We start from the raw sequence: 22,444 nt of genomic DNA on the forward strand, positions 1-22,444 counted from the left end.
TTTGTGGTTAAATTAAGATTCCAATCTACAATATTTTTTGTTCATAACTGATAAATTATACCTCATTTAGAGGTTTAATTGCAACCCTTTACCGCTTTTCGACTTATTATTTTTTTAGATAGCCCAAAATATTTTTAGAAAACGCTTTCGCTCGAATATCAATATTTTCCACCTCTAATATCGTACCCGGATTATTTGCCGTTTCCATCATGGTAAAACGGCCCGGCAAATAGAAAGATTTATTCATATTCAGCGAACCGATGAGCTGTTGTGCAACAAGGTCACTGCCGCTGTAGCCGGATACTACGATCGCAAACAACGCTTTGTCATAAAAGCGCCTTGTTCTAAAAAGTGCCGTCAGTCTGTTAATAAATGCTGCAATGTTCGCACTGACTGCATCATTATAATTAGGACAGACCAAAAGAAGGGCATCTGCCTCTAGAATAGCCGGGTAGACTTGCTCTGAAATAATTCCGCCATAAAAACATCTCCCTTTTTCACCGAAATGCAGACAAGTATTATATTGACACCCCATGCAGTCCCAAACTTCTCCATTCCTCAAAGAAATCTCATGAATATCGCAGGAAACTTCCAATCTCTGTTTGATATTATTCCATAGGCTCAACGTATTTGACGTTTCATAATTGCTCGCGTGGAGCATCAAGACAGACGGTTGTTCCTTTTTAACCGGTTGAAATGCCATAACTCTCTTTATTAATTGTCTGCCTGACTCAATATAGGCCCCCATATTGTCCGTGGATAAATTCTTTGCGACAATATTAAAATTGTCAAGAGAATGGGTTCCTTCTACAAGAGGCCTTCCGACAAAGGTACAACCTGACATATTAGCACTTAAAACGAGTTCCCTGGCAAAAGCTTTTGTATAAAGCTCACTGTTTCCGTCTACGATAATACCTCCGATACTCCCCTCAAAGCAACTCCCTGAGGTTCTTATCTTCTTCAAGATCCCATACCATTCCAAATTAATTCCGGATTGCCCGAGGGATACGGCGAATAAAATCCGTTTATTTTTTAAATCGTATTCCTCAAATTCTTCTACGGTATTGATGGTGTCAAAAGTGTGTCCTTCCAAACTCTTTTCTAAAATAGCGGTCAGCCTTCCTGTTTTTGCTTTTTCCCTGCAATACGGCTTGATCAACAGTAATTCAGCTCTATTCTCACTCATGTGCTCACCCCCGTCAAACAAAGCATACAAAAGCTGTCTTTGATTATCTTTATTCCGTTTTCCCTTAAATAATATCTTGCAACCTGTCATAGGCTCGTTTTATTCGATAAAACAAAGACTCCGGCAAATTTAAATCTTCCCATTCCAGACCTTCTTTGGTCATCCTGTTCAAGGCCCCCATAAAGGCTCCCTCTGTTTGAAATCCGATATAATTGGAACTGTAATGCCAATCGCCTCTCATCGTCAGCAGGATGGAAATGGCTCCGGAAGACAGCGCAGGAGCAATATAAGGCTTAAATCCCAACTGCCGGGTTACCCTATTGGACTCCACCGTGAGTTTCGTTAATTCGTCGGAAAGCTCTTGATTATAGTGTTCAATGCTGTTGGCAATCACTAAATCTTCTCCGTGAGGACCAAACGCTCTTCCTTCTTTCAGGTATTGTTTATACCGTTCCTCTTTTTTAGCGAAATATATGGCTCTGCTGTTCATGACACCCAGACCATAGCCCTGGAATTGCTGCGCACAAAGACCATTCCAATGATAATGGCCCTGCTCTTCGCGATTGGAAGCCAAATATGCGGCTTTGCACAAAGGGTCCACCGGGTCCGAAACAATCGCAAATAATCCTTTAAACTTTTTCTCCGCTGCCAATCTGGCATACTGTTCCACGATAGCTTTATTGCCTTCAAACTGAATCATCCTTACATCCCGAACTTCCGTGCCAACTTCCGGAACTCCTTTTGAAGCACAAAACACAAATACATCGCAATCAAATAAAGCTTCCGGCTTCACCATTTTTACATCCGGTAATTTTTCCGGTTCAAAGGGGAAGACAATTTGATTCATCTCCATCTCATACCGCATAGCCACATTTTCGTTGATATCACAGATTCCTATTTCCGAAATCACATCGCTTCCTAAGAGCTTCAATCCTGTTAGAAGCATTCCCCCGACATCACCGAGAGCCAACAGATTGACTCTTTTTTTTCCTTTTATATTAAAAGGTAGATATCCTTCCGATTTATACTTTTCACTCAAGTCACTTAACTTATGCATTGCTTCTTCTCCTTATCAGGCTGTCTTAAAAAGAATTCAATAGTCTTTAAATCATATTTCTCAATCTCATTAACTTTTCAATATCATTTGATATATATACAGATGGAGCCAAATTCTCATCATAACTTACGCAAAGCCCTTTATCGGGATAGCGGGGAGAAATGATTGCTTCGCTAAGCCTGCTCAACGTCAGATTTCGTTCAAAAGTTTGCTGAAATTCCTCTTCCAGTGCCTTCAATATATTTCTTGCGTTCTTTAAACATGTAAGAGAAAAATTAAATACTGCCTTTCGATCCTCATTACTTAAGAAAGTGGGTGCCGTATAGGGCAGAATCAAATTAATCGAAGGAAGTAAATTCGCATTCGAATAATATTCCCGTTCCACACCATCCCCACCAATAAAGGGATACATGGATTCGTCCACAAACCATGTTCTGAGATTTGGAATAAAATAAGCACTATCTACATGTCGATTCTGAATCGACATTAAATCTTTTCCTCTGCCGGACAATACGCCAACAATGATTTTTTCCACCTCAATTTCGTTTTCTTTCAGAATCGGATCGAGCTCCTTTATTCGATATCCCTTATGAAGCAGGTCATCCACCAATAATATCGGCTTGTCAAACGATTGAATGGTTCGGATTTGATTATCTAGAGGCGAATAGTAAGGATATTCTTTAATTTTGAATTTCCGAATCATCGGATCAAATATTTTTTCGGTATGAAGTGTTTTGGTAACTGTATTCGGAACAGCCTTACCGTCCAATATTTTTCCAAATGGGACACACATAAAAGGCCCCATTTTTCGGTCCCTCGTTGCTTCCCGTGGAACGCCGTTCGACTTGGTGATCATCTCAACCAGTTTATGATGCATCACGCCGGAATTAAAGGATAAAACAAGGGTCCCTTTATATAATTCCGTTAACGACTTTTGCATATCTCTATGCGCTTTATGGATGACATTCAATATTTTTTCATTGGTATTAAAGGGACTTTTTATTCTCATTTCCATATTCTCAAACAAGGCAATCGGCCGTTTCATATCAACGGTGTAAACAGGATTGCCCTGAGCTGTTTCACTAATTTGAATAAACCCTTGCCTTTTCAGCGTATCATCGGTTTCTAAAGATTGCTCCAAATTAAACTGTGGTAAGACAGCATGGTAGATCGCATAGGTAAAATCTTTGCTTAAACAATAGGCAAGCGTCTCCGTCAACACGATTTGGTATAAGTCTCTTAAATTGGTGTTGTCACTTACGTAAAGCCCTCCCAATACCATAATTTTACCAGAAGTTGTTTCCCGAATATATGATGCCAAGTCAATATTTTTAAATTCGTCATACAAATTTACGGTATCAATCTCATGAAACAATGAAATGGCAACAGCTTTGTTATTTTTGCTGCCGTCCCGTATAATAATAGAGCTTACTTTTCGTTCCGATATATACTTCTTTAGTTTTGTAAGCAGCTCCGGCGTATTTCCGATAATATCCTTCAGATCATTAAATAAACCCACGTTGGCTCTTGGAATCACATAAAAATTAATAGATTTTGATTGCATCACGCTCTTATATTGTGGTTCTCTCAAATATAAACTGTTTTCATAAATATAATTTTGAGCGATCGGATCAATCAAATTTGAAATATCTCGATCACTGTCTATATTCTCACGAATTCGAGTTGAACTGATATCCTCCAAATGCATCGGAAGTTTCAATTCAATAATATTTCCTACTATATTTTTATAGCGAAAACTTAAATCATTGCTTTCAATTTGCCCTTGCTCATCGCTCGTCCGCATAAAAACCAAATGATTCATGCGGTGAATGGAATATTCAGAAAGCGGATTTCGATAGGAAGAAGCGTTCACAATCACATCACTTCCCACTACCATATAAAGTTCTTTCCCTGCAAAAATTTCGGACAACCGCTTCAAATCTTTATTGTTGGCAATATTAATCGGAATGTCATCCGGAAAAATATAAACACCTCTTTCATTGGCAATTGACATGCTCGCAATCTGCTTTCGAATCAATCTGGGCTGTGTCTTTTTTGACCATGAAAATTCATCAATGGCTAAATAAACTTCAAATCCAAGTTTCTTAATCTCTCTCACTATGCCCTTATGACTCAATGAAAATGGGTCAAACGTTCCCGGGAAGAAAGCAATTTTATGATTATCTTCTATATCAAAGGTTCCCATTTTTATCAAATAATCCGAAATAAATCGATAAAGGTGATTTAATGCTGCCGCACTATTAAAAAAGGCCAGCTCATTTTCACCTTGATCGGCGATCAAGGTAAGCATCTTCTTATGGATAATTTCAAAAATAACCTTCTTATCTTCTAACGATAATTCATCGCATCCAAAAATACTTTGTCCGATTACCAGAAAAGCTTCCTGACTGACGATTTCATCATAATTGGCAAGGCCTCTCAAAAGAATACCCAGCATCACTTCTCTTCTTTTTTCATAACCTTCCAAGCTTTCTTCAAATCGTCCCCGATAAGAAGAGTACTTTTTTATCATTACTCCTATTGTATCTAATGTAACTGAACCGACTTTGCTATTGGTGCTGTTCTGAAGATTCTTTAGCTCCTTAATAAACTCATCCAGTTCTCTTGGATGAAGGTATAGCGCAAGTTCCCCCAAATATTCCGGGACATATTTTGAAAACTGATATTCTCCTATTTCCAATCCTTTGGTAAGTTCAATCACGATTTCATTTCGCTGATCAAGGGATAGCAGCTGTATCATGGAAATCAGACCATTCCCTGCAATATGCCTTACGGTTACTCGTTCACTGACTTTAATCAAATTAGACAAATGCGTTGCAATATGAAGTTTTTCATCATAAATTTTCAGACGCAGCTTATCCAGCAAGAATTCAATATTGACTGCTTTGATTACCCAAGGCGTACCCACTTTTAAATTCTCCAAATAAAGATCGGATTCCATCTGCTTGGTTTGATACAACATGGAATGATACGTTTCACATTCTTCCTCTGAACTGCCAAGACTCATCAATATTTTATATTTTAAATAGGACACTCCTACCAAGTCTTCATTTACATGACTCATGAGTTCCAGTACATGCCCTCTAATCTCTTCCAACAACTTCGTACAGCTTGTGTCGGTTACAACATATTTGACAAATCTTAACGCCCCGATTTTGATTTCCAGCGGTTCTCTCTTGGATAATTCAGAAGCAAATTTCATTAAATTTTCAATTTCTGAACAACTGCATAAATGAAGCGGAATCGTTAATATCGCCCCCAGCAAGGTAAATGCTGTTAGATCATCAACGGTCGTGTCTTCAAAATACTCGAAGAGATTCTTAAGATATTTACGCTTTTCTGTATCATCCTTACATCTTGATAAGATGGTATTCAGGATAGTCATTAAGCTATAACCAATCCACCTGCGGTGTTGATCCGTCAACTTATAATCGGGAAATATGATTTCACCTAAAAATTTCGACCATAAATCCATTGAAGTAATTTCCTGGGGAATAACCTTGGCATTTTCAGGTAATTCTTTTCTATATTCTTCATCATATTTCACGATAATATTGGCCATCAAGGTTCCTGCTTGCCGCCGAATATCTCCCTCTCGATGCATCAGTAATTCATAAAGAAAATTTAAGGTTACAAGTTTCTGTTTTTGAGTCATGTAGGTGGAATATTCGCTAAATATATTCAAATAAGCTCGAATACTCTTCCATTGTTTTTCACTTCTGGCTGCTTCCAATAAATTAGCAAAAGAGGTCTCATCATTAAATTTATTCATCAAAGCAATATTGTGCTCAATAGCTAAATACTTAAAGCGCTGAATCGCTTCCTGCACACTAAATAAACTGACAGGATGTTTTTCAACCAATCTTATTTGCTCCGAATCTAAATCAGTCGATATACCAAGACTCTCCATATAATCTTCAAAGTCTTTCAGTTTTGAATAAACTCGAACATACCGCTCGCGTTTTTTTTCATCTACATTATCCAGTTTGTTGAGGATCACATCAAACGACTCTTTTAACGTATAAAAATTAACAATTTCCTTTTTATTTTCGTCGCGGCTGCTTTTCACCCGAAAATCGGCATAAATCAAGATCAATGATTCCGCCGATAAGTTTTCAAGTTCCAAATCCCACGTTGAATGGTTCGTCGCAATATGCCCGATCGTTAACATATTATTATTCTTAAAAAGTTGATCCGTATAATAATAATGCAAATATGGAATTCTGGCGTATTCGTTTGGTTTGCAACCGAACTTACCCAGATCATGTCCTGCTGCCGCACCGGAAACAAGCGCCAGATCAATTGGCACATTTAATTGCTTCAACTGTCTTGCGACATGCATTGCCGTAAAATGAACACCGCTGATATGTCCTAAGGTATCAAAAGAAGTGAGTTCTTTAAAGATAAACATGAATTCGTAGATATAATTGGAATCCCAAAATTCAAGAAATAGTTTATACTCCGCCTTAGATTTGCACTCACGCAATTCCTCTCCCGTTAAAAACTTAATATTTAATGTAGGATCAAACGCACGTCGCTCCTGTTGGAACGCTATAAAAACCCTCAAGATCTTCAGGTAAAGCAGCATCCCCTTTTTTCGAATAATCACTTTCCCTCCTGGGAATAAAGCTTCTATCGTATAATTTTTTATATATTCCAGCCAGCCTTCAAGAGGCTCTGTGTCTATCGCTTGAATAGTCTGGGTACTTACCTTGAGAAGTTCCACACATGTTATTTCATCTAGATCTAATAAATACGCTATGTTTGCTTCCCAATCATTAACGGACAACAATTCCGTCATAAATTTTTTCGATATGCCCAATTCTTTCAGAAACGCTTTGTCTGTCAGTGCTTGTTCCAGTTCTTTATATATGAATTTGATAACTTTTTTAGGCATTGCTTCACCCCTTGTCTCTATACATAGTTTTTAATAAATATTCATAATAAATATTTTATCACTTTTTTATACTGATTTCTACTTATTATATGTATATACAACAACTGGTATTAGTTTGTTGTTCGAGAAGGCCATTTATCCAACAAATTAATACCAGTTGTATATAGACTGATTTTGCGCAAATTCTACAGTAAACGATTGGTCATTCTGCGAAAAGCTGTGTCGCATTTTATAAATCGGCGAATATACGCAATGTTAGATAATACAAGGCTTTCAGAAGGTTGAATATTCTCAAATTATATGTTTTTTCTGAATATTATAACTTTCTATTTTGTCCTTTATTTTGTTGACTAGATTTTTACAAAGTGCTATATTGAAACTAAGTTGAGTGCTTATATTATTGTAAACATTATAATATGAAAGAGGAGAAAAAAATGTCAAATTATGTTGAGAGATGCATAGAATTATGCAAGCAAAAGAACCCTGGCGAAGTTGAATTCCATCAGACAGTTGAAGAAGTATTACATTCTTTAACACCTGTAATTGAGCAGCACCCTGAATACGAAGAAGCTGCCCTTCTTGAAAGATTAACTGAGCCTGAAAGAGGCGTTACTTTCAGAGTAGTATGGGTTGACGATGCTGGTAAAGTACAGGTTAACAAAGGTTACAGATATCAGTTTAACAGTGCAATCGGACCTTACAAAGGTGGTTTAAGATTTGCTGCAAACGTATACCCTGGAATCGTTAAATTCTTAGGATTTGAACAGATTTTCAAGAACAGCTTAACTGGACTTCCTATCGGTGGCGGTAAGGGTGGTTCTGACTTTGATCCTAACGGAAAGTCAGATGCTGAAGTTATGAGATTCTGTCAGGCATTTATGACTGAATTATATAGACATATCGGACCTAACACTGACGTTCCTGCTGGAGATATCGGTGTTGGCGGAAGAGAAATCGGTTTCCTTTTCGGACAGTACAAGAGAATCGTAGACAGATATGAAGGCGTTTTAACTGGTAAGGGTCTAACTTTCGGTGGTTGCTTAGGTAGAGCAGAAGCTACTGGCTTCGGTATCTCCTGGTATGCTGAAGAAATGTTAAAGGCTAACGGCGAATCCATGAAGGGTAAAGTTGTTTCTATCTCCGGTTTCGGTAACGTATCTTGGGGTACAGCTATCAAATTAAGAGATTTAGGGGCTAAGTTAATCACTATCTCCGGTCCAGACGGATACATCCTTGATGAAGATGGAATCAACACAGATGAAAAGATTGCTTTCCTTCTTGATTTAAGATCTTCCGGAAAGAACATCTGCGCACCTTATGCAGACAAGTTCCCTGGAGCTAAGTTCTTCGCTGGCAAGAAGCCTTGGGAAGTTACTGCTGACTTATATATCCCTTGCGCTACTCAGAATGAAATCAGAGAAGATGATGCAAGATCTTTCGTAGAAAGAAAAGTTAAGTTCGTTTGCGAAGGTTCAAACATGTCTTCCACAAACGAAGCTATCAAGATCATGCAGGAAGGCGGAATCATCGTTGGACCTTCTAAGGCTGCTAACGCTGGTGGCGTTGCTACTTCTTGTATCGAAATGGGACAGAATGCAGGTCACACTGTATTAACAGCTGAACAGGTTTATGAACAGCTTCACGGCATCATGGTTCATATCCACCAGGCTTGTGCTGATGCTTCCAAGAAATACTATGGCAAGTATGACCTAGTTGCTGGCGCTAACATCGCTGGTTTCGAAAAGGTTGCTCAGGCTATGATGGAACAGGGTTTAGTATAAACTAAATAATAAATCTTTAGATTTTAAAAATAGAGCGTATCATTTGATACGCTCTATTTATTTGCCACTTTTAAAAAATAGCGAGTTTGCTCTTCTATCTGAAAGCAGAGAACGAAATTTATTAAAAGATTCATTCTGAAAACGAACCTGTGAGCATTGGCTGGCTTAAATAAGTTTACTGAGACAGTCTATTTTTATTCCTCTATTATTTTAAAGGTCTTTAATTCTTTATCGGCAGGACCATGAAGATGTCTTTTTCGAATACGATAGCTCTCAACATATTCCCACACTTGATTTGTCATTCGCTCTCCCGGATAAATAACAGGAATTCCCGGCGGATAGGGTGCAATCATTTCTGCTGCGATTTTTCCTTTCGCTTCTTCCCAAGAAACTATTTTACTTTTAGAAAAATAAGCTTGCCTTGGTGAAATTACATAGTCCGGCTGTTCGGGTAAAAAGATTTCGTTTGAAATAACTACTCCGTTCTTTCTTTTTGCCGCGATCTTTCTTAAGGCTTCAACAAGCCGTTCCATATCTTCCATTGTATTGGCATAGGTTACAATAGCAAGAACGTTGATGTAATCAGATAACTCCATATCCACATTGTATTCATCTTCAAGTAACTGAGCTAATTCAAATCCGGTAATGCCTAAGCTTTTGCCGCTGATAATAAGCCGGGTCAAATCAACATCCTTGATTCCGTTGGAACCGATTACCTCTTTGCCCAAGCAAACCATTCCATCGATTTTATTGATTTCTGTTCGGGCATATTCCGCAAGGTTCACCGCATGATCGATCATGTTACGTCCATTGATAGCTAGATCTTGTCTTGCCATATCCAATGAAGTCATTAATAAATAAGAAGGACTCGTACTTTGAACAATGTGAAGATTGGCTTCGAGCTTTTCAACATCCACCAGCTTTGACTTTACGTGTAGCATGGAACTTTGCGTCAAAGATCCGGTTACTTTGTGAATACTCTGGGCGCACATATCCGCCCCTTGCTCTATAGCCCCCTTGGGCAATTGCTCCGAAAAATAAAGATGTGCACCATGCGCTTCATCCACGAGTAACGTCGCCCCGTATTTGTGGCAAACGGCTGCGATACCTTCCAGATCACTGCAAATTCCATAGTAAGTTGGATTGACCACCAGTATTCCTTTGCAATTTGGATTCTTCTGAAATAGTTCTTCCACTTTTTCCGGTCTTATTCCGCCTTGAATCCCCCATTCTTCTGAAAGCTCCGGCATAATATATAACGGTTCTGCTCCTCCGATGATCAACCCCATCAGCGCAGACTTATGTGCATTTCTGGGTATTGCTATTTGATCTCCCTGAAAAGCTGTCGTCATAATCATCGCTTCGTTTCCGCAGGTTGTTCCATTGACCAAAAAATAGCTATGTTCTGCGCCAAATACCTCACTCGCCAAATCCTGAGCTTCTTTTATTGTACCTTCCGGATTGTGCAGATCATCCAGCATAGAAGCTTCCGTCAGATCATATTTAAAAATATTCTCCCCCACTGCATCTTTCCATCGCTTGTTTATCCCGCGCTCAAATCGATGTCCTGGAATACGAAAATAGGCAGGGTTCTTTTCGATATATTTTGTTATCGCTTCAAAAATTGGGGTTCTGTTTTGATCCATAACAAGTCTCTCCTTTTATTGCAAGAGAAAAACTCACCGAAAGGCGAGTCTTCTCTCAAAGTTATTTATTATAAGTTTTTATTAAAGATTATCATGGAATACCTATTTATGGCTGTGTGATTGTCAAACTACTGTTTTAGCTTTACAATCAATTGTCCGGCCTTCACTTGTTCTCCTTCTTTGACGTGAATTTTTTCAACCACGCCTTTTACAGGAGCTAAGATGTTGGTTTCCATTTTCATTGCTTCAACAACTGCAACCGGCTGCTTTTCCTCTACGGTATCCCCTTCTTTTACAAGAACTTTTAAGATATTTCCCGGAATGTTTGCACCGATATCACTCGGATCATCAGGGTCAGCCATTGCAATGGATTCTCTGAAACTGCCCATTAGTTGTAGATCCTTATCCTTGATTCGAACGGATCGTCTGTTTCCGTTCACTTCGAATACACATTCCCTTAGTCCTTCTAAATCAGCAGACTTTACTTCAACCAGCTTAATGATCAGTTCTTTACCTGCGGCAATCTTTACTTCGCAAGTTTCTCCTTCTGCAAGACCGTGGAAGAATATGTCACTGCCCATCAATCTAAAGTCTCCCTCAGCTTTAAGGCTCTTTAAGTAGTCCTCGAATACTTTAGGGTATAGGGCATAGCTCAAGGCTTCTTGCATAGTACCTTCTAAGCCAAATTTGCTTTTTAACGTCTTCTTTATTTCCTCGAAATCTTCCGGTGGTAATAATTCACCTGGTCTGCAAATGATAGGCTCCTTACCTTTTAACACAAGCTTCTGAAGCTTTTCAGGGAAGCCACCCTGCGGCTGGCCCATCATACCTTCAAAGTAAGATACGATTGAATCCGGGAAGTCAATATCTGCTGCCTTCTCATAGATGTTTTCAGGAGTTAATCCGTTTTGTACCATAAAGATTGCCATATCACCTACAGCCTTTGAAGACGGCGTTACCTTTACGATATCACCAAGCATGTCATTTACGGTTTTGTACATTTCCTTAACTTCCTCAAACTTGTGGCCAAGGCCGAAGCTCTCAACCTGCGGCTTAAGATTTGAATATTGCCCGCCAGGGATTTCATATTTATAAATTTCAGCAGTACTTACCTTTAAGTCCGATTCAAAGCCTTCATATACCGGTCTTACTGCATTCCAATAAGTCGAAATCTTTTGGATACCGTCTAACTCAATTCCTGTTTCTCTGCCGGTATTTTCCATAGCAGCAACGACGGAATTTAACGCAGGCTGACTGGTTAATCCAGCCATACTGTTGAAGGAGGTATCTACAATGTCAACACCTGCAAGTGCCGCCATTAAGTTCGTTGCACCTCCGTTTCCGCTTGTATCGTGCGTATGAAGGTGAACCGGAATACTGATTTCATTCTTTAGATTTTCAATCAGCTTCTTCGCAGCCATTGGCTTAAGGAGACCGGACATATCCTTAATACCTAAGATATGAGCACCTCTCTTTTCAAGCTCCTTGGCCATATTAATATAGTAATTTAAGTTATATTTTTCTCTTGATTCATCTAGGATGTCACCTGTATAACAGATACAAGCTTCTGCAACTTTTCCTTGCTTGATGACCTCATCCATGGCAACTTCCATACCTTGAATCCAGTTTAGAGAGTCAAAAATACGGAATACGTCAATGCCGGATTGTGCAGATTCTTTAACGAATTCACGAATAACGTTATCAGGATAGTTCTTGTAGCCAACCGCATTGGCACCTCTGATCAGCATCTGGAATAAGATATTCGGAATCTTCTCTCTTAGCGTAGCAAGTCTTTCCCATGGAGATTCCTTTAAGAATCTGTAAGAGGTATCGAACGTAGCTCCCCCCCACATTTCCAGTGAGAACAAGTCCTTTCCATAAAGAGCAACAGCCGGTGCAATCTTTTCCATGTCGATTGTTCGGACTCTGGTCGCCATCAAGGACTGCTGCGCATCTCTCATCGTTGTGTCCGTCAGCAAAAGTTTCTTCTGCGTATTGATCCAATGCGCTAATTTTTCAGGACCTTCTTCATCCAGAATCTGCTTTGTTCCTCTTAAACTGCTGATTTCTTCCGGTTTGATTCGAGGGAATATAGGAACGTCAAACTGCGGTTTTTCACCCTTTGTTTCATTGACAATCTTATTTCCAAGGAATGTAAGAATCTTCAATTCTGTATCCGGACCATGTACAATATCTAATAAATCCGGATGGTTGCTGATGAATCCTGTATCGCATAATCCTTTTCTAAACGTCTCGTGATTTAACACATTTAGGATAAATCCAATATTGGTCTTTACACCCTTAATCTTTACTTCATCAAGCGCTCTGATAGACTTTGCAATGGCATCGTCAAAGGTTCTGGCCCATGAAGTCACCTTTACAAGCAAGCTGTCATAGTAAGGTGTAATCTGAGCTCCGGTATAACCATTGCCGCCGTCCAAACGAATACCGAATCCGGAACCGGTACGATACACATCGATTACGCCGTTGTCCGGTGCAAAACCATTCGCCGGATCTTCGGTTGTGATTCTGCACTGAATGGCAAAACCTCTTGGCTTAATATCCGCTTGGCTCTTAATATTCAGCTTATCAGAATCCAAGGCATACCCTTCGGCAGCCAAAATCTGTGACTGAACAAGGTCAACACCTGTCACCATTTCTGTTACCGTATGTTCTACCTGGATTCTTGGGTTCATTTCTATAAAGTAATGGTTTCCACTTTTATCTACAAGGAATTCTACCGTACCTGCACTTCTGTAATTTACCGCTCTGGCAATTCGAAGTGCATCCTGACAAATATTTTCACGCTGCTCCTTTGTAATACTGATAGCCGGAGTAAATTCAATTACCTTTTGGTGTCTTCTCTGAATGGAACAGTCTCTTTCATATAAGTGTATAAGGTTTCCATAGTTATCGCCAAATACCTGTACTTCGATATGCTTCGGATTTTCCAGATATTTTTCAATAAAGATGTCATCAATACCAAACGCTTTTTTGGCTTCGCTCTTGGCACTTCTATATTCATTAATTAATTCGCCTGCAGTTCGAACGATACGCATACCTCTTCCACCACCGCCGGCTGCTGCTTTGAGCATGACAGGGTAGCCGCAGTCATCGGCAAACTTCTGCGCTTCTTCTTCGCTTGCAATAGCCTTTTCAACGCCAGGAATCGTCGGTACACCCACTTCATGCGCTACGATCTTGGACTTTATTTTATCGCCAAGACGATCCATCATCTCATGAGTAGGTCCAATAAATATGATCCCCGCTTCTTCACACTTTCTTGCAAATTCTACATTTTCAGAAAGGAATCCATAGCCTGGGTGAATGGCTTCCACACCTTTCGCTTTAGCTAATTCAATAATTTCATTTATGCTGAGGTAAGCATCGACAGGTGATTTGCCTTTTCCTACCTGATATGCTTCATCTGCTTTTGTTCGGAACAACGAATTTTTATCCTCTTCTGAATAAATTGCTACTGTTCGGATACCCAGTTCTTTACAGGCTCTGAACACTCTGATTGCTATTTCACCTCTATTTGCAACCAAGACTCTTTTAAACTTTTGCTGCATCATAATTCTCCTTATAACAAACAACTCAATAACTTTTTTACTTCTTTTATTTAATATTGTATCAACGGGTTATTATAGATTTTATCTATAATATTCCATTTCATTTTTTTGAAAATGATTTTGTGTTTTATCACAATAGCGCTAACTTTATCCCTGAATTTACGTACCGCTTTTGTGTTTTTACACAATATATGCACTTATTGTATCTAATTATAAGGAATAAAATATTCCTTTGTCAATGTATATTTATGAATAGCCTTATCGTTTTTGTGTATATTGCTATAATTATTTTCTATGATATGACAACAGATATTTTACCCTTAAATTTGCAAAAATTACTTTTTAAGAATTTCTTTATATAAATCTTCTTTTATTTTAATACTCGTCCTATAAAGTAACCTACTTAAATATCGCCATATTAGACTTGCAATCACTTCAGGAGTGTTCAAATCCTTCATTAATAAGCCACTTATCACGAATACAAAAACCATAAATAAGGATCAGACCTTTTCTATCTGACCCCTATGGACTAACGAGAGCCCTTCTTCTTTGATTTTAATGCTTGAACCATTATGTAGATTAGAGCTGCTGCAAAAACAAGAATAATCAAGGCTTTGTTATCTCCCGCTAGACCCAAGACTTTGGCCATAACCATAGCTCCCAGGATAAAAGCCCAGAAGCCTATGATGACTTTTATGAGGTCTAAGCGCATGCAGTCCCCTTCCTTCATTAATATGATAATTTTATTTTATCATCTATTAAAGAAAATTTCAATTTAGTTATTTTTTGTAACCAGATAGAGCGATTGTGGAATGGAGATGCCGGCTTCATCAAAGGCCGATTTTACATTCTCCTCCAAAAAATATTTAACATCCCAATATTTTTCATTTTTACACCATACCCTTAAATCTATCCGAACTCCGCTTTCTGTCTGCCCTGCCACGCCTACGAAAGATTCCGGTTCCGAGAGAATGTCCCCATTGGATTTCGCCACCGCCAGCAACACATCCTTCGCATGAGCCATATCATCTTTATACCCAATGTTAAATTGACAATCTACCCTTCTAAGCTCTTCCGTGGAATAGTTGATCATCACAGCAGTTGTAATTTTACCGTTTGGCACACTGATAACCTTATTGTCAGCAGTCTTAAGCATCGTATACAGTAAGTCGATTTCCTCTACCATACCGGCCACTTCTGTAATATCAATAAAGTCACCTTTTTTAAACGGTTTCGTCACTAAAATAATAATTCCCCCGGCAATATTTCCCAAGCTGTCTTTAAGTGCTAAAGCAACCGCAGCACCCATTGCACCGAGTACTGCTATAAATGCCGATATCTTCACGTCTAAGGCACTTAAAACTGTTAATAAAAGAAGTCCCCACAAAATAACTTTTATAGAATTTTGGATAAAAGTATGCAATGCTTCATCCAAAGGCGTCTTGCTCAGCGCGCGCCTTGTCACAGCCAATGCTATCTTAATCAAGATATAACCTATGATTAGAACAAGCAGGGCTTCGCCGAATTTCACTCCCATGTCCATCAGGTTGTTCATTGCTTTTTCTGACATAATCTCCTCCATCTTTATCTACTATTTTAAGGAGATTAATTTCTCCGCCGTATGATAAAAGTCAATTCCGCTGACTTTTTGTACTCTTTCCTTCCAAACCGCTGGAATCGCACGTGCACCTGCATAAGCGCCGCAGATATTCCCGCAGATAGCGCCGTTTGTATCCGCATCATCACCGCAATTGACGGTGGCAGGGATTCCTTTCTCCGGATTGCCTTCCACCGCATAAAATACACCTAGAGAAAGCGGTACGGATTCATGAACAAACATACCGGCACCAATTATACCGACCAGCTCATCCAGAACCATTTCGATCCCCCTCGGCTTGTTTTCGTCTACGATTCTCTTTGCCAAGAGAATTCTTTTGGAAACCATCGGCGCAGGTATATCGTTTCCTATATGTTCGCCATATACAGCAGCCTCATAGGCTTTCTCCATCACTTGCGCAGGAGTAAAGCCTCCATGCACACCGGCTGCCACTGCTGCCGCTACCGCACAGGCCCCGGCAACACAAGGCCGGCTTCCATGGCTTGGCAATGAAGATTCTGCCGCGGCTTTCATGCAGCTTTCAAAGTCATTCCAATACCTTACACCTATTGGGGCAACTCTCATTGCACTTCCGTTGGTTTGGCTTAATCCAGAGCCTTCTTCCGGATTCTTTCCTTCCATAAGCGCTGTCAAATATCTTCTGGTGGAAGGTCCGATTACGGTAGTCTCCAGCATCTTCTGTTCGATTGCCCACGTTCGCATCGCCTCATTGAACGCTTCTTTCGAAAACGCCTTATGTTGGATTAAGATATCACTGATAATAACACTTTCCATGGTATCATCCGTCACTTCCCCTGCCTGTAAGTTTCCGTGGTAGCGTTGTTCTTCTGCTTCCGGTGTCACAAAGTCATGAATGTACCCATACGTCTTTTTCATTTTATCTCTCGTAAAAAAGGATGCCGGCATGCCCATTGCATCGCCGATTGCGCCTCCTACTAAAGCACCGTATGCTCGATCTATCATTTATTTTTCCTCCAATTTCCAAAATCCATGCGGACGATTGATTCCGACTGTAACCGCCGCGCACCGAACCGCTAAACGTATCACTTCCCGCAGCTCTCGGCCTTCTGCAATTCCATATATCAACCCTGCCGCAAAACTGTCTCCTGCGCCGGTAGTATCGACTGTTTTCACTTTTTGCGCTTCATAATCGAAAGCACCGCTCTTGTCATAAACAGAGCCGCCTTGTGAACCTCTTTTCAGGACAACTGTATTTCCCGCATCAATGAATTCATCCAGCCAAGCCTGTACCGCTTCTTCCGAAGGACTATTTCCCGTTGGATTTACAGAAGCTGCCAGCCAGCCGATTTCACTGGTATTCGGCGTTATAATACGGCTGATATGCAGTATTCTCCGGCATATTTCCGCATCAATCGCATGTGCCATAGGACTTGGATCAAAGAGAATTGTTCCGCCGGCAGCATGGAATTCTTCGAGTACATCTAAAATCACCGAAGCAGCCGGATTTAACAAAAAATATCCGGTTACGGCTGCAAACTGTATTCCATGTAACCGATCGGCTATTATTTCCCGGGTAAAGTCCAGTTCTAACCCTGCCTTCGTCAAAAAAGTCCGTTCTCCGTTCGGTTCTAAAAATACCATAGAATAACCCGTCTGACCGTTTTTTTGAACCACATAGCGAGTCGAAAAATGGTTTTCTTGCAAATAGTCTAGGATAGCCATTCCGGTGGCATCGCTCCCTATATAGGAAACAATATGTGCATTTCCGCCTAAATTATTAAAAGTAGCTGCCATGTTGACGGAACAGCCGCCTACACAATCAAATTCATTCGTTATGAAGCCATCTTGTCCTCTTTCAGGCAAAGCTTCGATCTCATAATACTTATCTAAAAGCAGTCCGCCAAATATTACACATTCTATCATACAAGTCTCCGTCACTGTTCATTTGATTTATGGTCATATTCCGATTATACTTCCAATGGTATTTGTGCCCCTTGTTCCCATCCGATATGCACCATATCCCCTTTTACGATTTCTTCATTTGCAGAAGCATTCTGTATCTCTGCTAAAACTTGACTTCCCTCTACTTCTATAGCATAGGTCGTAATATTCCCCGAGTATGTGATGAAGTCCACTTTTCCAACTTTTAAGCTTTTTTCGTTCTTTTCCTTAGATACGGTTATCTTTTCAGGCCGCACAGCAAAAATTTCAGCAAGGTCAGTTTCCCCGTTGTCAAAATGCCTCTCTTTTTTAAAGAAATTTGCTTTTCCAAGGAAGCTCGCGACAAACTGATTTTTGGGCCTTTCGTAAACCTCAAAAGGAGTTCCGATCTGCTCAATAAGTCCATTATTCATGACCACAATATAATCCGAAAGGGTCATCGCCTCCTCCTGATCATGGGTAACAAAGAAAGTTGTAACGCCGGTCTCTTCGAGAATCTTACGGAGCTCTGCCTGCATTTCTACACGAAGTTTTTTATCCAGCGCACTTAAGCATTCATCCAACAGCAGCACCCTCGGTTCAATCACCAAGGCTCTTGCCAGAGCCACTCGCTGCTGTTGTCCTCCTGAAAGCTGCTTTGGCTTTCGATCTGCATAGGGCTCCATGTGAACAAGCTTAAGGACAGCTTGCACTTTTTCATGAATCTTTTCCTTCGAAAATTTTCGTTGTTCCAAGCCATAGGCAATATTCTGAGCCACCGTCATATGTGGAAATAAAGCATAGCTTTGGAAAACCATTCCGATATTTCTTTTATTGACGCCTATATCGGTAATTCGTTCCTCATCGAAATAAATTTCTCCTTCTTCCGGTTGCTCAAAGCCCGCAATCATTCGAAGCGTCGTGGTTTTTCCGCATCCGGAAGGTCCGAGGATGGAAACCAACATTCCGTTCGGAATTTCTAAATTAATACGGTTGACTACCGTATTTTCGCCATATATTTTTGTCAGTCCTTTTATCGTAACTTTTGCCATGATTATTTATTACCTCCCAATACACTTTTCAAGCTGGAGCCCATGATGATTCCCACTACTGCAAGACAGATCAACGATATGCCGATAATAATGGTTGAAATCGCATTGATTTCCGGGGTAAATCCAAATTTAATCGATGATTGAATCTCGATCGGCAGTGATGAAATTCCTGCAGGCATCAAGAAATAGCTGATTGCAAAATTATCAAAACTAATCATGAATGAAAGGAAACCTCCTGCCACCATTGCCGGTGCCAACTGCGGAAAAATAATTCTGCCGAACGTTGTTATCGTCGAGGCCCCTAAGGATGCACTCATTTCTTCCAAGGCCGGGTCCATCGCTTGGATTCGGGCCTGTAAGACCAGCATCGCATACGGCAAAGATATCACGACATGACCAATCACCACAAAAAACAGACTCTTTTCCATATCCAGAAAACGGATCATCAATAGCATCGACAAACCCATAATGAGCCAAGGAATGCTCATCGGCATCATCATCATATTTCGAAACAATCCTTCCGTCTTATGAGACAGCGACTTCATACCCAGGATAAACAGTGTAGCTAATATCACGCAAATCAATCCTGTTGTAACAGCAAGGTAAAAAGAATTGGTCGCAGCATTCAGCAGTGTTGTATTTTGTGCCAACGCTTTATACCATTCTAAGCTAAACCGGAAAGGAAGTGAATTGTATCGGCTTTGATTAAAGCCCATCACCATCAGTACCGCTATCGGCGTATATAAAAACAGGATGGTAAGCAATACATATAATTTTATAAAAATATTTTTTTTCATTAAGAATCAACCCTCCTGCCTAAACTGCTGATTCCTGCCATGCTGATTAATACCATAGCCAATAATAGGAAGGCTATTGCAGCACCGAAATTCCAGCCGTAAATTTCAAAAAATTGATCCTCGATCACCGTCCCGATTACCGTCCCGTTCACCCCGCCTAAAATTCGAGGTTCCACGAAAGTTCCTAAACAAGGCACGAATACGATCATAATTCCGGTCACCACTCCCGGCATCGACATCGGAAAAATGATTTTTCTGAAGGTAGTAAGCTTAGAAGCACCCAGCGAGCTGCTGGCCTCTAGCAATGAATTATCTAATCGCTCCAGCGCCATATAAATCGTGATGACCATATACGGAAAGAACGCATGAATTAGTCCGATAATGACCGCAGCTCTTGTATAGAGCAATCCAAGCGTGCCATCAATAAGTCCTATCGAATTTAAAAAACGTTCAAAAACGCCGCCATCTTGTAAAAAAATCAACCAACTATATACACGAACGAGCTGATTTGTAAAAAAGGGGATAATAAGCAGTATCATGACGATATTTTTCAGACCTTTTAAATGCTTTGCCATGATATACGCCAATGGATACGCGATAATCAAACTGATTGCCGTCACCATCACACTGTTAAAAATCGTCCTGCCTGTTAGCGTTAAATAAAACGTCTTCGTAAAAAAACGAGTGTAATTTTCTAAGGTCAAGCCGATTCCAGTATCACTCTGAAAGCTATAGGCCAACATGATAAACAACGGAAAGATTGCAAAAATCAATAGAACGGCCATGCTGGGCAATGTCAGTAATTTTTTATTATTTCTTTTCAAATTTCCTTCCTCCGGTATGTCCTGAATATCTTTTAATAGCAAAAGAAGTTTCTTTTATAAAAGACAGTATACCATAATTGCAAGAAAAGAGGGTGCTTAAAATTTCAGTCACCCTCTTCCAATATTCCTATTAAATGTTATTGCGCCTTTACCTCAGTCCATAGTTCATTCCATGTGTTTTTCACTTCATCGCTTCTATATTCCATGAAGTATAAACGATTCAAAGATGCTTCATCCATTGCAGCGGATGCGGCATATGCCGGATCAATGGATTCTGCAGCAGCCTGGCTTACAGGGGCAGGACCACCCTTTGAAGCCCAATTATATTGGAAGTCTTTACTGATCATCCAATCAACAAATTGATAAGCGAGCTCTTGATTTTTACTTCCTTTTGCAATCGCCCAATTGTCTACCCATCCGATTGCGCCATCTTCCGGTACAACAAATGCAATTGGTTCTCCTGCTTGCTTCATCGATGCAGCCTGTCCGGACCACATTAATCCGATTGAAATCTGTTTACCGGCAAATAACTTGGAGAACTCATCGCCGGTCTTCCAGTAAGTCCGATTCAATGGTTTCTGATCAATCAGCTTTGACTTGATGGCCTCTAAATCAGACGGATTGTTAGGATCTTGTCCTAAAACGATAGCTGCTGCCATCACTGCATCATTGTAGTCATCTCTGAACGCTATCTTTCCAGCATATTTTTTATCAAACAATGCCGCAAGAGTTTTAGGTGCTTCTTTAATAGCTTCTGTGTTATATGCAATGGCGGTTGATCCCCATACAAACGGAACCGCATACATCTTGTCACCATCGAAGCATTCTTTCTGAGTCTTAAATCGATCAAACATTCCGTCAAAGTTTTCAAGCTTGGCTGTGTCGATTTGAGTCAAAAGACCTTCTTTGATTGCTGCCGGTAAAATCGTACAATTTGGCAGACATACATCTATTTCACCTTCTTTGGCAGTTCGAAGCTTTGTTAAAAGCTCTTCTTCACTGGACATATACGTGTTTACAATCTCACAGTTATACTTTTCTTCGAAGGCTTGGATAAATTCCTTATCATCGGAGCCGTAGTCCTTCCAGTTTACAACATAAAGTTTTGTTTTTTCACCGTCCGTCTTCTTTTCTTCCGAAGATTGGCTCGAACCGCAAGCCGCCATGGACAACGTTAGTGAAAGAGTCAATGCAATCACTAATAACTTCTTGAATCTCATTCTTTCTTCCTCCTAAATGCCTAAATGCAAAATGCATTTCAACAATAAGTCCAATTCACGTGTATATACATATGAATTGGACGTGTATATCTGTAGAATAGCATTATTAAATGGTAAAATCAACTAGAAAAAATGGAAAACCATGGCATCGTCTTCCCTAGCAAATAGTCTCATCCTCCTAAGGTCTGATCCAAGTCCTGATACCACTTCAATCCTCTAAAAAATTGTTCCGGGGTGAACTCAGGCCAATATTCTTCCAACACAAAAATGTCAGCATATACAGACTGAACCGGTAAAAATCCGCTTAATCTGCGATGCCCTCCCCAGCGCATGATGATGTCCATTCTTGAAATATCCTTAGAGGCTAAGCCATCCTCATGCATTAAGTCCCAATCCCAGCCATAGTTTACTAAGAAATTGACCTTTATTCCTCCCGACCCAAATTTAGTCCTTGTTAAAAATGGTTTTAATTCCTCAGGAAAGCAGGGCGATTCCGCATTACCCACCACCAAAAGTTCTGCATCTTTATCCGTAAGCTGTAATACCGCATCTACACAAGCCTGCTGAAAAGCGACCTTTTGATCTGCGGGTCGTTTCGTGTTATCGACCGTAAACCCGTACAAGGTCAGTTCCTCTACACCGAGATCTTTGCAGAGTTCATACAAGTGAAACCCTGGATCAAGTCCATACTTATATCCATCCTTTTTTTGAAGTCCGCAATTTAGAGCCCACCGTCGATTTCCATCCGGAATGACCCCGACATGCCTAGGTATTCTCTTAAATTTGGGGATCTCCTGCTCATACGTTAAATGATCTATTTTTTCTTGCAGGTCCTGCCTTATTCCTTCAGCGGTTTTAAAGTTTATTACATTGTCCATCATCACACCATCAC

At 40.0% G+C, this 22,444-nt stretch carries 15 protein-coding genes; 1 reads left to right on the plus strand and 14 read right to left on the minus strand.

All coding sequences use genetic code 11. From position 1 onward, the window contains the following. Positions 1 to 106: 106 nt before the first annotated feature. The 3 genes from JYB65_RS05925 to JYB65_RS05935 form a co-directional block, all read right to left on the minus strand. Positions 107 to 1,186 carry a flavodoxin family protein gene (locus tag JYB65_RS05925; RefSeq protein WP_206581665.1) on the minus strand — a complete coding sequence of 360 codons (1,080 nt, stop codon included), beginning with the start codon at positions 1,184 to 1,186 and terminating at the stop codon, positions 107 to 109. Between the two features lie 64 nt (positions 1,187 to 1,250). Next, a complete protein-coding gene (locus JYB65_RS05930; protein WP_206581666.1) occupies positions 1,251 to 2,243 on the minus strand; it encodes a lactate dehydrogenase in 993 nt (330 codons plus the stop codon). 46 nt (positions 2,244 to 2,289) lie between these two features. Next, complete coding sequence (locus JYB65_RS05935) at positions 2,290 to 7,161, minus strand: nicotinate-nicotinamide nucleotide adenylyltransferase (RefSeq protein ID WP_206581667.1); 4,872 nt, start codon at positions 7,159 to 7,161, stop codon at positions 2,290 to 2,292. 434 nt (positions 7,162 to 7,595) lie between these two features. Between JYB65_RS05935 and gdhA the strand changes: the two genes are divergently transcribed. Then, entirely contained in the window at positions 7,596 to 8,942 is a 1,347-nt protein-coding gene (gene gdhA / locus JYB65_RS05940) for an NADP-specific glutamate dehydrogenase (RefSeq protein WP_206581668.1), read from the plus strand. A 194-nt stretch (positions 8,943 to 9,136) separates the two neighbouring features. Here the strand turns inward: gdhA and JYB65_RS05945 are convergent, their stop codons facing one another. The 11 genes from JYB65_RS05945 to JYB65_RS05995 form a co-directional block, all read right to left on the minus strand. Then, positions 9,137 to 10,588 (minus strand): aminotransferase class I/II-fold pyridoxal phosphate-dependent enzyme, encoded by a 1,452-nt coding sequence (locus tag JYB65_RS05945; RefSeq protein ID WP_206581669.1) that lies wholly within the window; start codon positions 10,586 to 10,588, stop codon positions 9,137 to 9,139. Between the two features lie 128 nt (positions 10,589 to 10,716). Continuing rightward, positions 10,717 to 14,160 (minus strand): pyruvate carboxylase, encoded by a 3,444-nt coding sequence (locus tag JYB65_RS05950; RefSeq protein ID WP_206581670.1) that lies wholly within the window; start codon positions 14,158 to 14,160, stop codon positions 10,717 to 10,719. Between the two features lie 529 nt (positions 14,161 to 14,689). Then, positions 14,690 to 14,872, minus strand: coding sequence for a hypothetical protein (locus JYB65_RS05955; RefSeq protein WP_206581671.1), 183 nt, complete (start codon positions 14,870 to 14,872; stop codon positions 14,690 to 14,692). 63 nt (positions 14,873 to 14,935) lie between these two features. Further along, complete coding sequence (locus JYB65_RS05960) at positions 14,936 to 15,730, minus strand: mechanosensitive ion channel family protein (protein ID WP_206581672.1); 795 nt, start codon at positions 15,728 to 15,730, stop codon at positions 14,936 to 14,938. Between the two features lie 21 nt (positions 15,731 to 15,751). Beyond that, on the minus strand, positions 15,752 to 16,741 hold the full coding sequence (locus tag JYB65_RS05965) for an ADP-ribosylglycohydrolase family protein (protein WP_206581673.1): 990 nt from the start codon (positions 16,739 to 16,741) through the stop codon (positions 15,752 to 15,754). Continuing rightward, on the minus strand, positions 16,742 to 17,662 hold the full coding sequence (locus tag JYB65_RS05970; protein WP_206581674.1) for a carbohydrate kinase family protein: 921 nt from the start codon (positions 17,660 to 17,662) through the stop codon (positions 16,742 to 16,744). A gap of 44 nt (positions 17,663 to 17,706) precedes the next feature. After that, complete coding sequence (locus JYB65_RS05975; RefSeq protein ID WP_206581675.1) at positions 17,707 to 18,711, minus strand: ABC transporter ATP-binding protein; 1,005 nt, start codon at positions 18,709 to 18,711, stop codon at positions 17,707 to 17,709. A gap of 2 nt (positions 18,712 to 18,713) precedes the next feature. Continuing rightward, positions 18,714 to 19,508 carry an ABC transporter permease gene (locus JYB65_RS05980; RefSeq protein WP_206581676.1) on the minus strand — a complete coding sequence of 265 codons (795 nt, stop codon included), beginning with the start codon at positions 19,506 to 19,508 and terminating at the stop codon, positions 18,714 to 18,716. After that, entirely contained in the window at positions 19,508 to 20,332 is an 825-nt protein-coding gene (locus JYB65_RS05985; protein WP_245156579.1) for an ABC transporter permease, read from the minus strand. The genes JYB65_RS05980 and JYB65_RS05985 overlap by 1 nt, the downstream gene beginning before the upstream one ends. 137 nt (positions 20,333 to 20,469) lie before the next feature. Continuing rightward, a complete protein-coding gene (locus tag JYB65_RS05990; RefSeq protein WP_206581677.1) occupies positions 20,470 to 21,552 on the minus strand; it encodes an ABC transporter substrate-binding protein in 1,083 nt (360 codons plus the stop codon). Between the two features lie 170 nt (positions 21,553 to 21,722). Beyond that, positions 21,723 to 22,433, minus strand: coding sequence for an undecaprenyl diphosphate synthase family protein (locus JYB65_RS05995; RefSeq protein WP_245156580.1), 711 nt, complete (start codon positions 22,431 to 22,433; stop codon positions 21,723 to 21,725). Positions 22,434 to 22,444 lie beyond the last annotated feature (11 nt).

The sequence above is a fragment of the Clostridium aminobutyricum genome (assembly GCF_017255415.1).
Taxonomy (GTDB): Bacteria; Bacillota; Clostridia; order Peptostreptococcales; family Anaerovoracaceae; genus Aminipila; species Aminipila aminobutyrica.

Coding starts and splice junctions, on each gene's coding strand:
- JYB65_RS05965 (WP_206581673.1), bottom strand. CDS start 16,741: ATGATAGATCGAGCATACGGTGCTTTAGTAGGAGGCGCAATCGGCGAT.
- JYB65_RS05990 (WP_206581677.1), bottom strand. CDS start 21,552: ATGAGATTCAAGAAGTTATTAGTGATTGCATTGACTCTTTCACTAACG.
- JYB65_RS05935 (WP_206581667.1), bottom strand. CDS start 7,161: ATGCCTAAAAAAGTTATCAAATTCATATATAAAGAACTGGAACAAGCA.
- JYB65_RS05955 (WP_206581671.1), bottom strand. CDS start 14,872: ATGCGCTTAGACCTCATAAAAGTCATCATAGGCTTCTGGGCTTTTATC.
- JYB65_RS05930 (WP_206581666.1), bottom strand. CDS start 2,243: ATGCATAAGTTAAGTGACTTGAGTGAAAAGTATAAATCGGAAGGATAT.
- JYB65_RS05925 (WP_206581665.1), bottom strand. CDS start 1,186: ATGAGTGAGAATAGAGCTGAATTACTGTTGATCAAGCCGTATTGCAGG.
- gdhA (WP_206581668.1), top strand. CDS start 7,596: ATGTCAAATTATGTTGAGAGATGCATAGAATTATGCAAGCAAAAGAAC.
- JYB65_RS05980 (WP_206581676.1), bottom strand. CDS start 19,508: ATGAAAAAAAATATTTTTATAAAATTATATGTATTGCTTACCATCCTG.
- JYB65_RS05970 (WP_206581674.1), bottom strand. CDS start 17,662: ATGATAGAATGTGTAATATTTGGCGGACTGCTTTTAGATAAGTATTAT.
- JYB65_RS05950 (WP_206581670.1), bottom strand. CDS start 14,160: ATGCAGCAAAAGTTTAAAAGAGTCTTGGTTGCAAATAGAGGTGAAATA.
- JYB65_RS05945 (WP_206581669.1), bottom strand. CDS start 10,588: ATGGATCAAAACAGAACCCCAATTTTTGAAGCGATAACAAAATATATC.
- JYB65_RS05960 (WP_206581672.1), bottom strand. CDS start 15,730: ATGTCAGAAAAAGCAATGAACAACCTGATGGACATGGGAGTGAAATTC.
- JYB65_RS05975 (WP_206581675.1), bottom strand. CDS start 18,711: ATGGCAAAAGTTACGATAAAAGGACTGACAAAAATATATGGCGAAAAT.
- JYB65_RS05995 (WP_245156580.1), bottom strand. CDS start 22,433: ATGATGGACAATGTAATAAACTTTAAAACCGCTGAAGGAATAAGGCAG.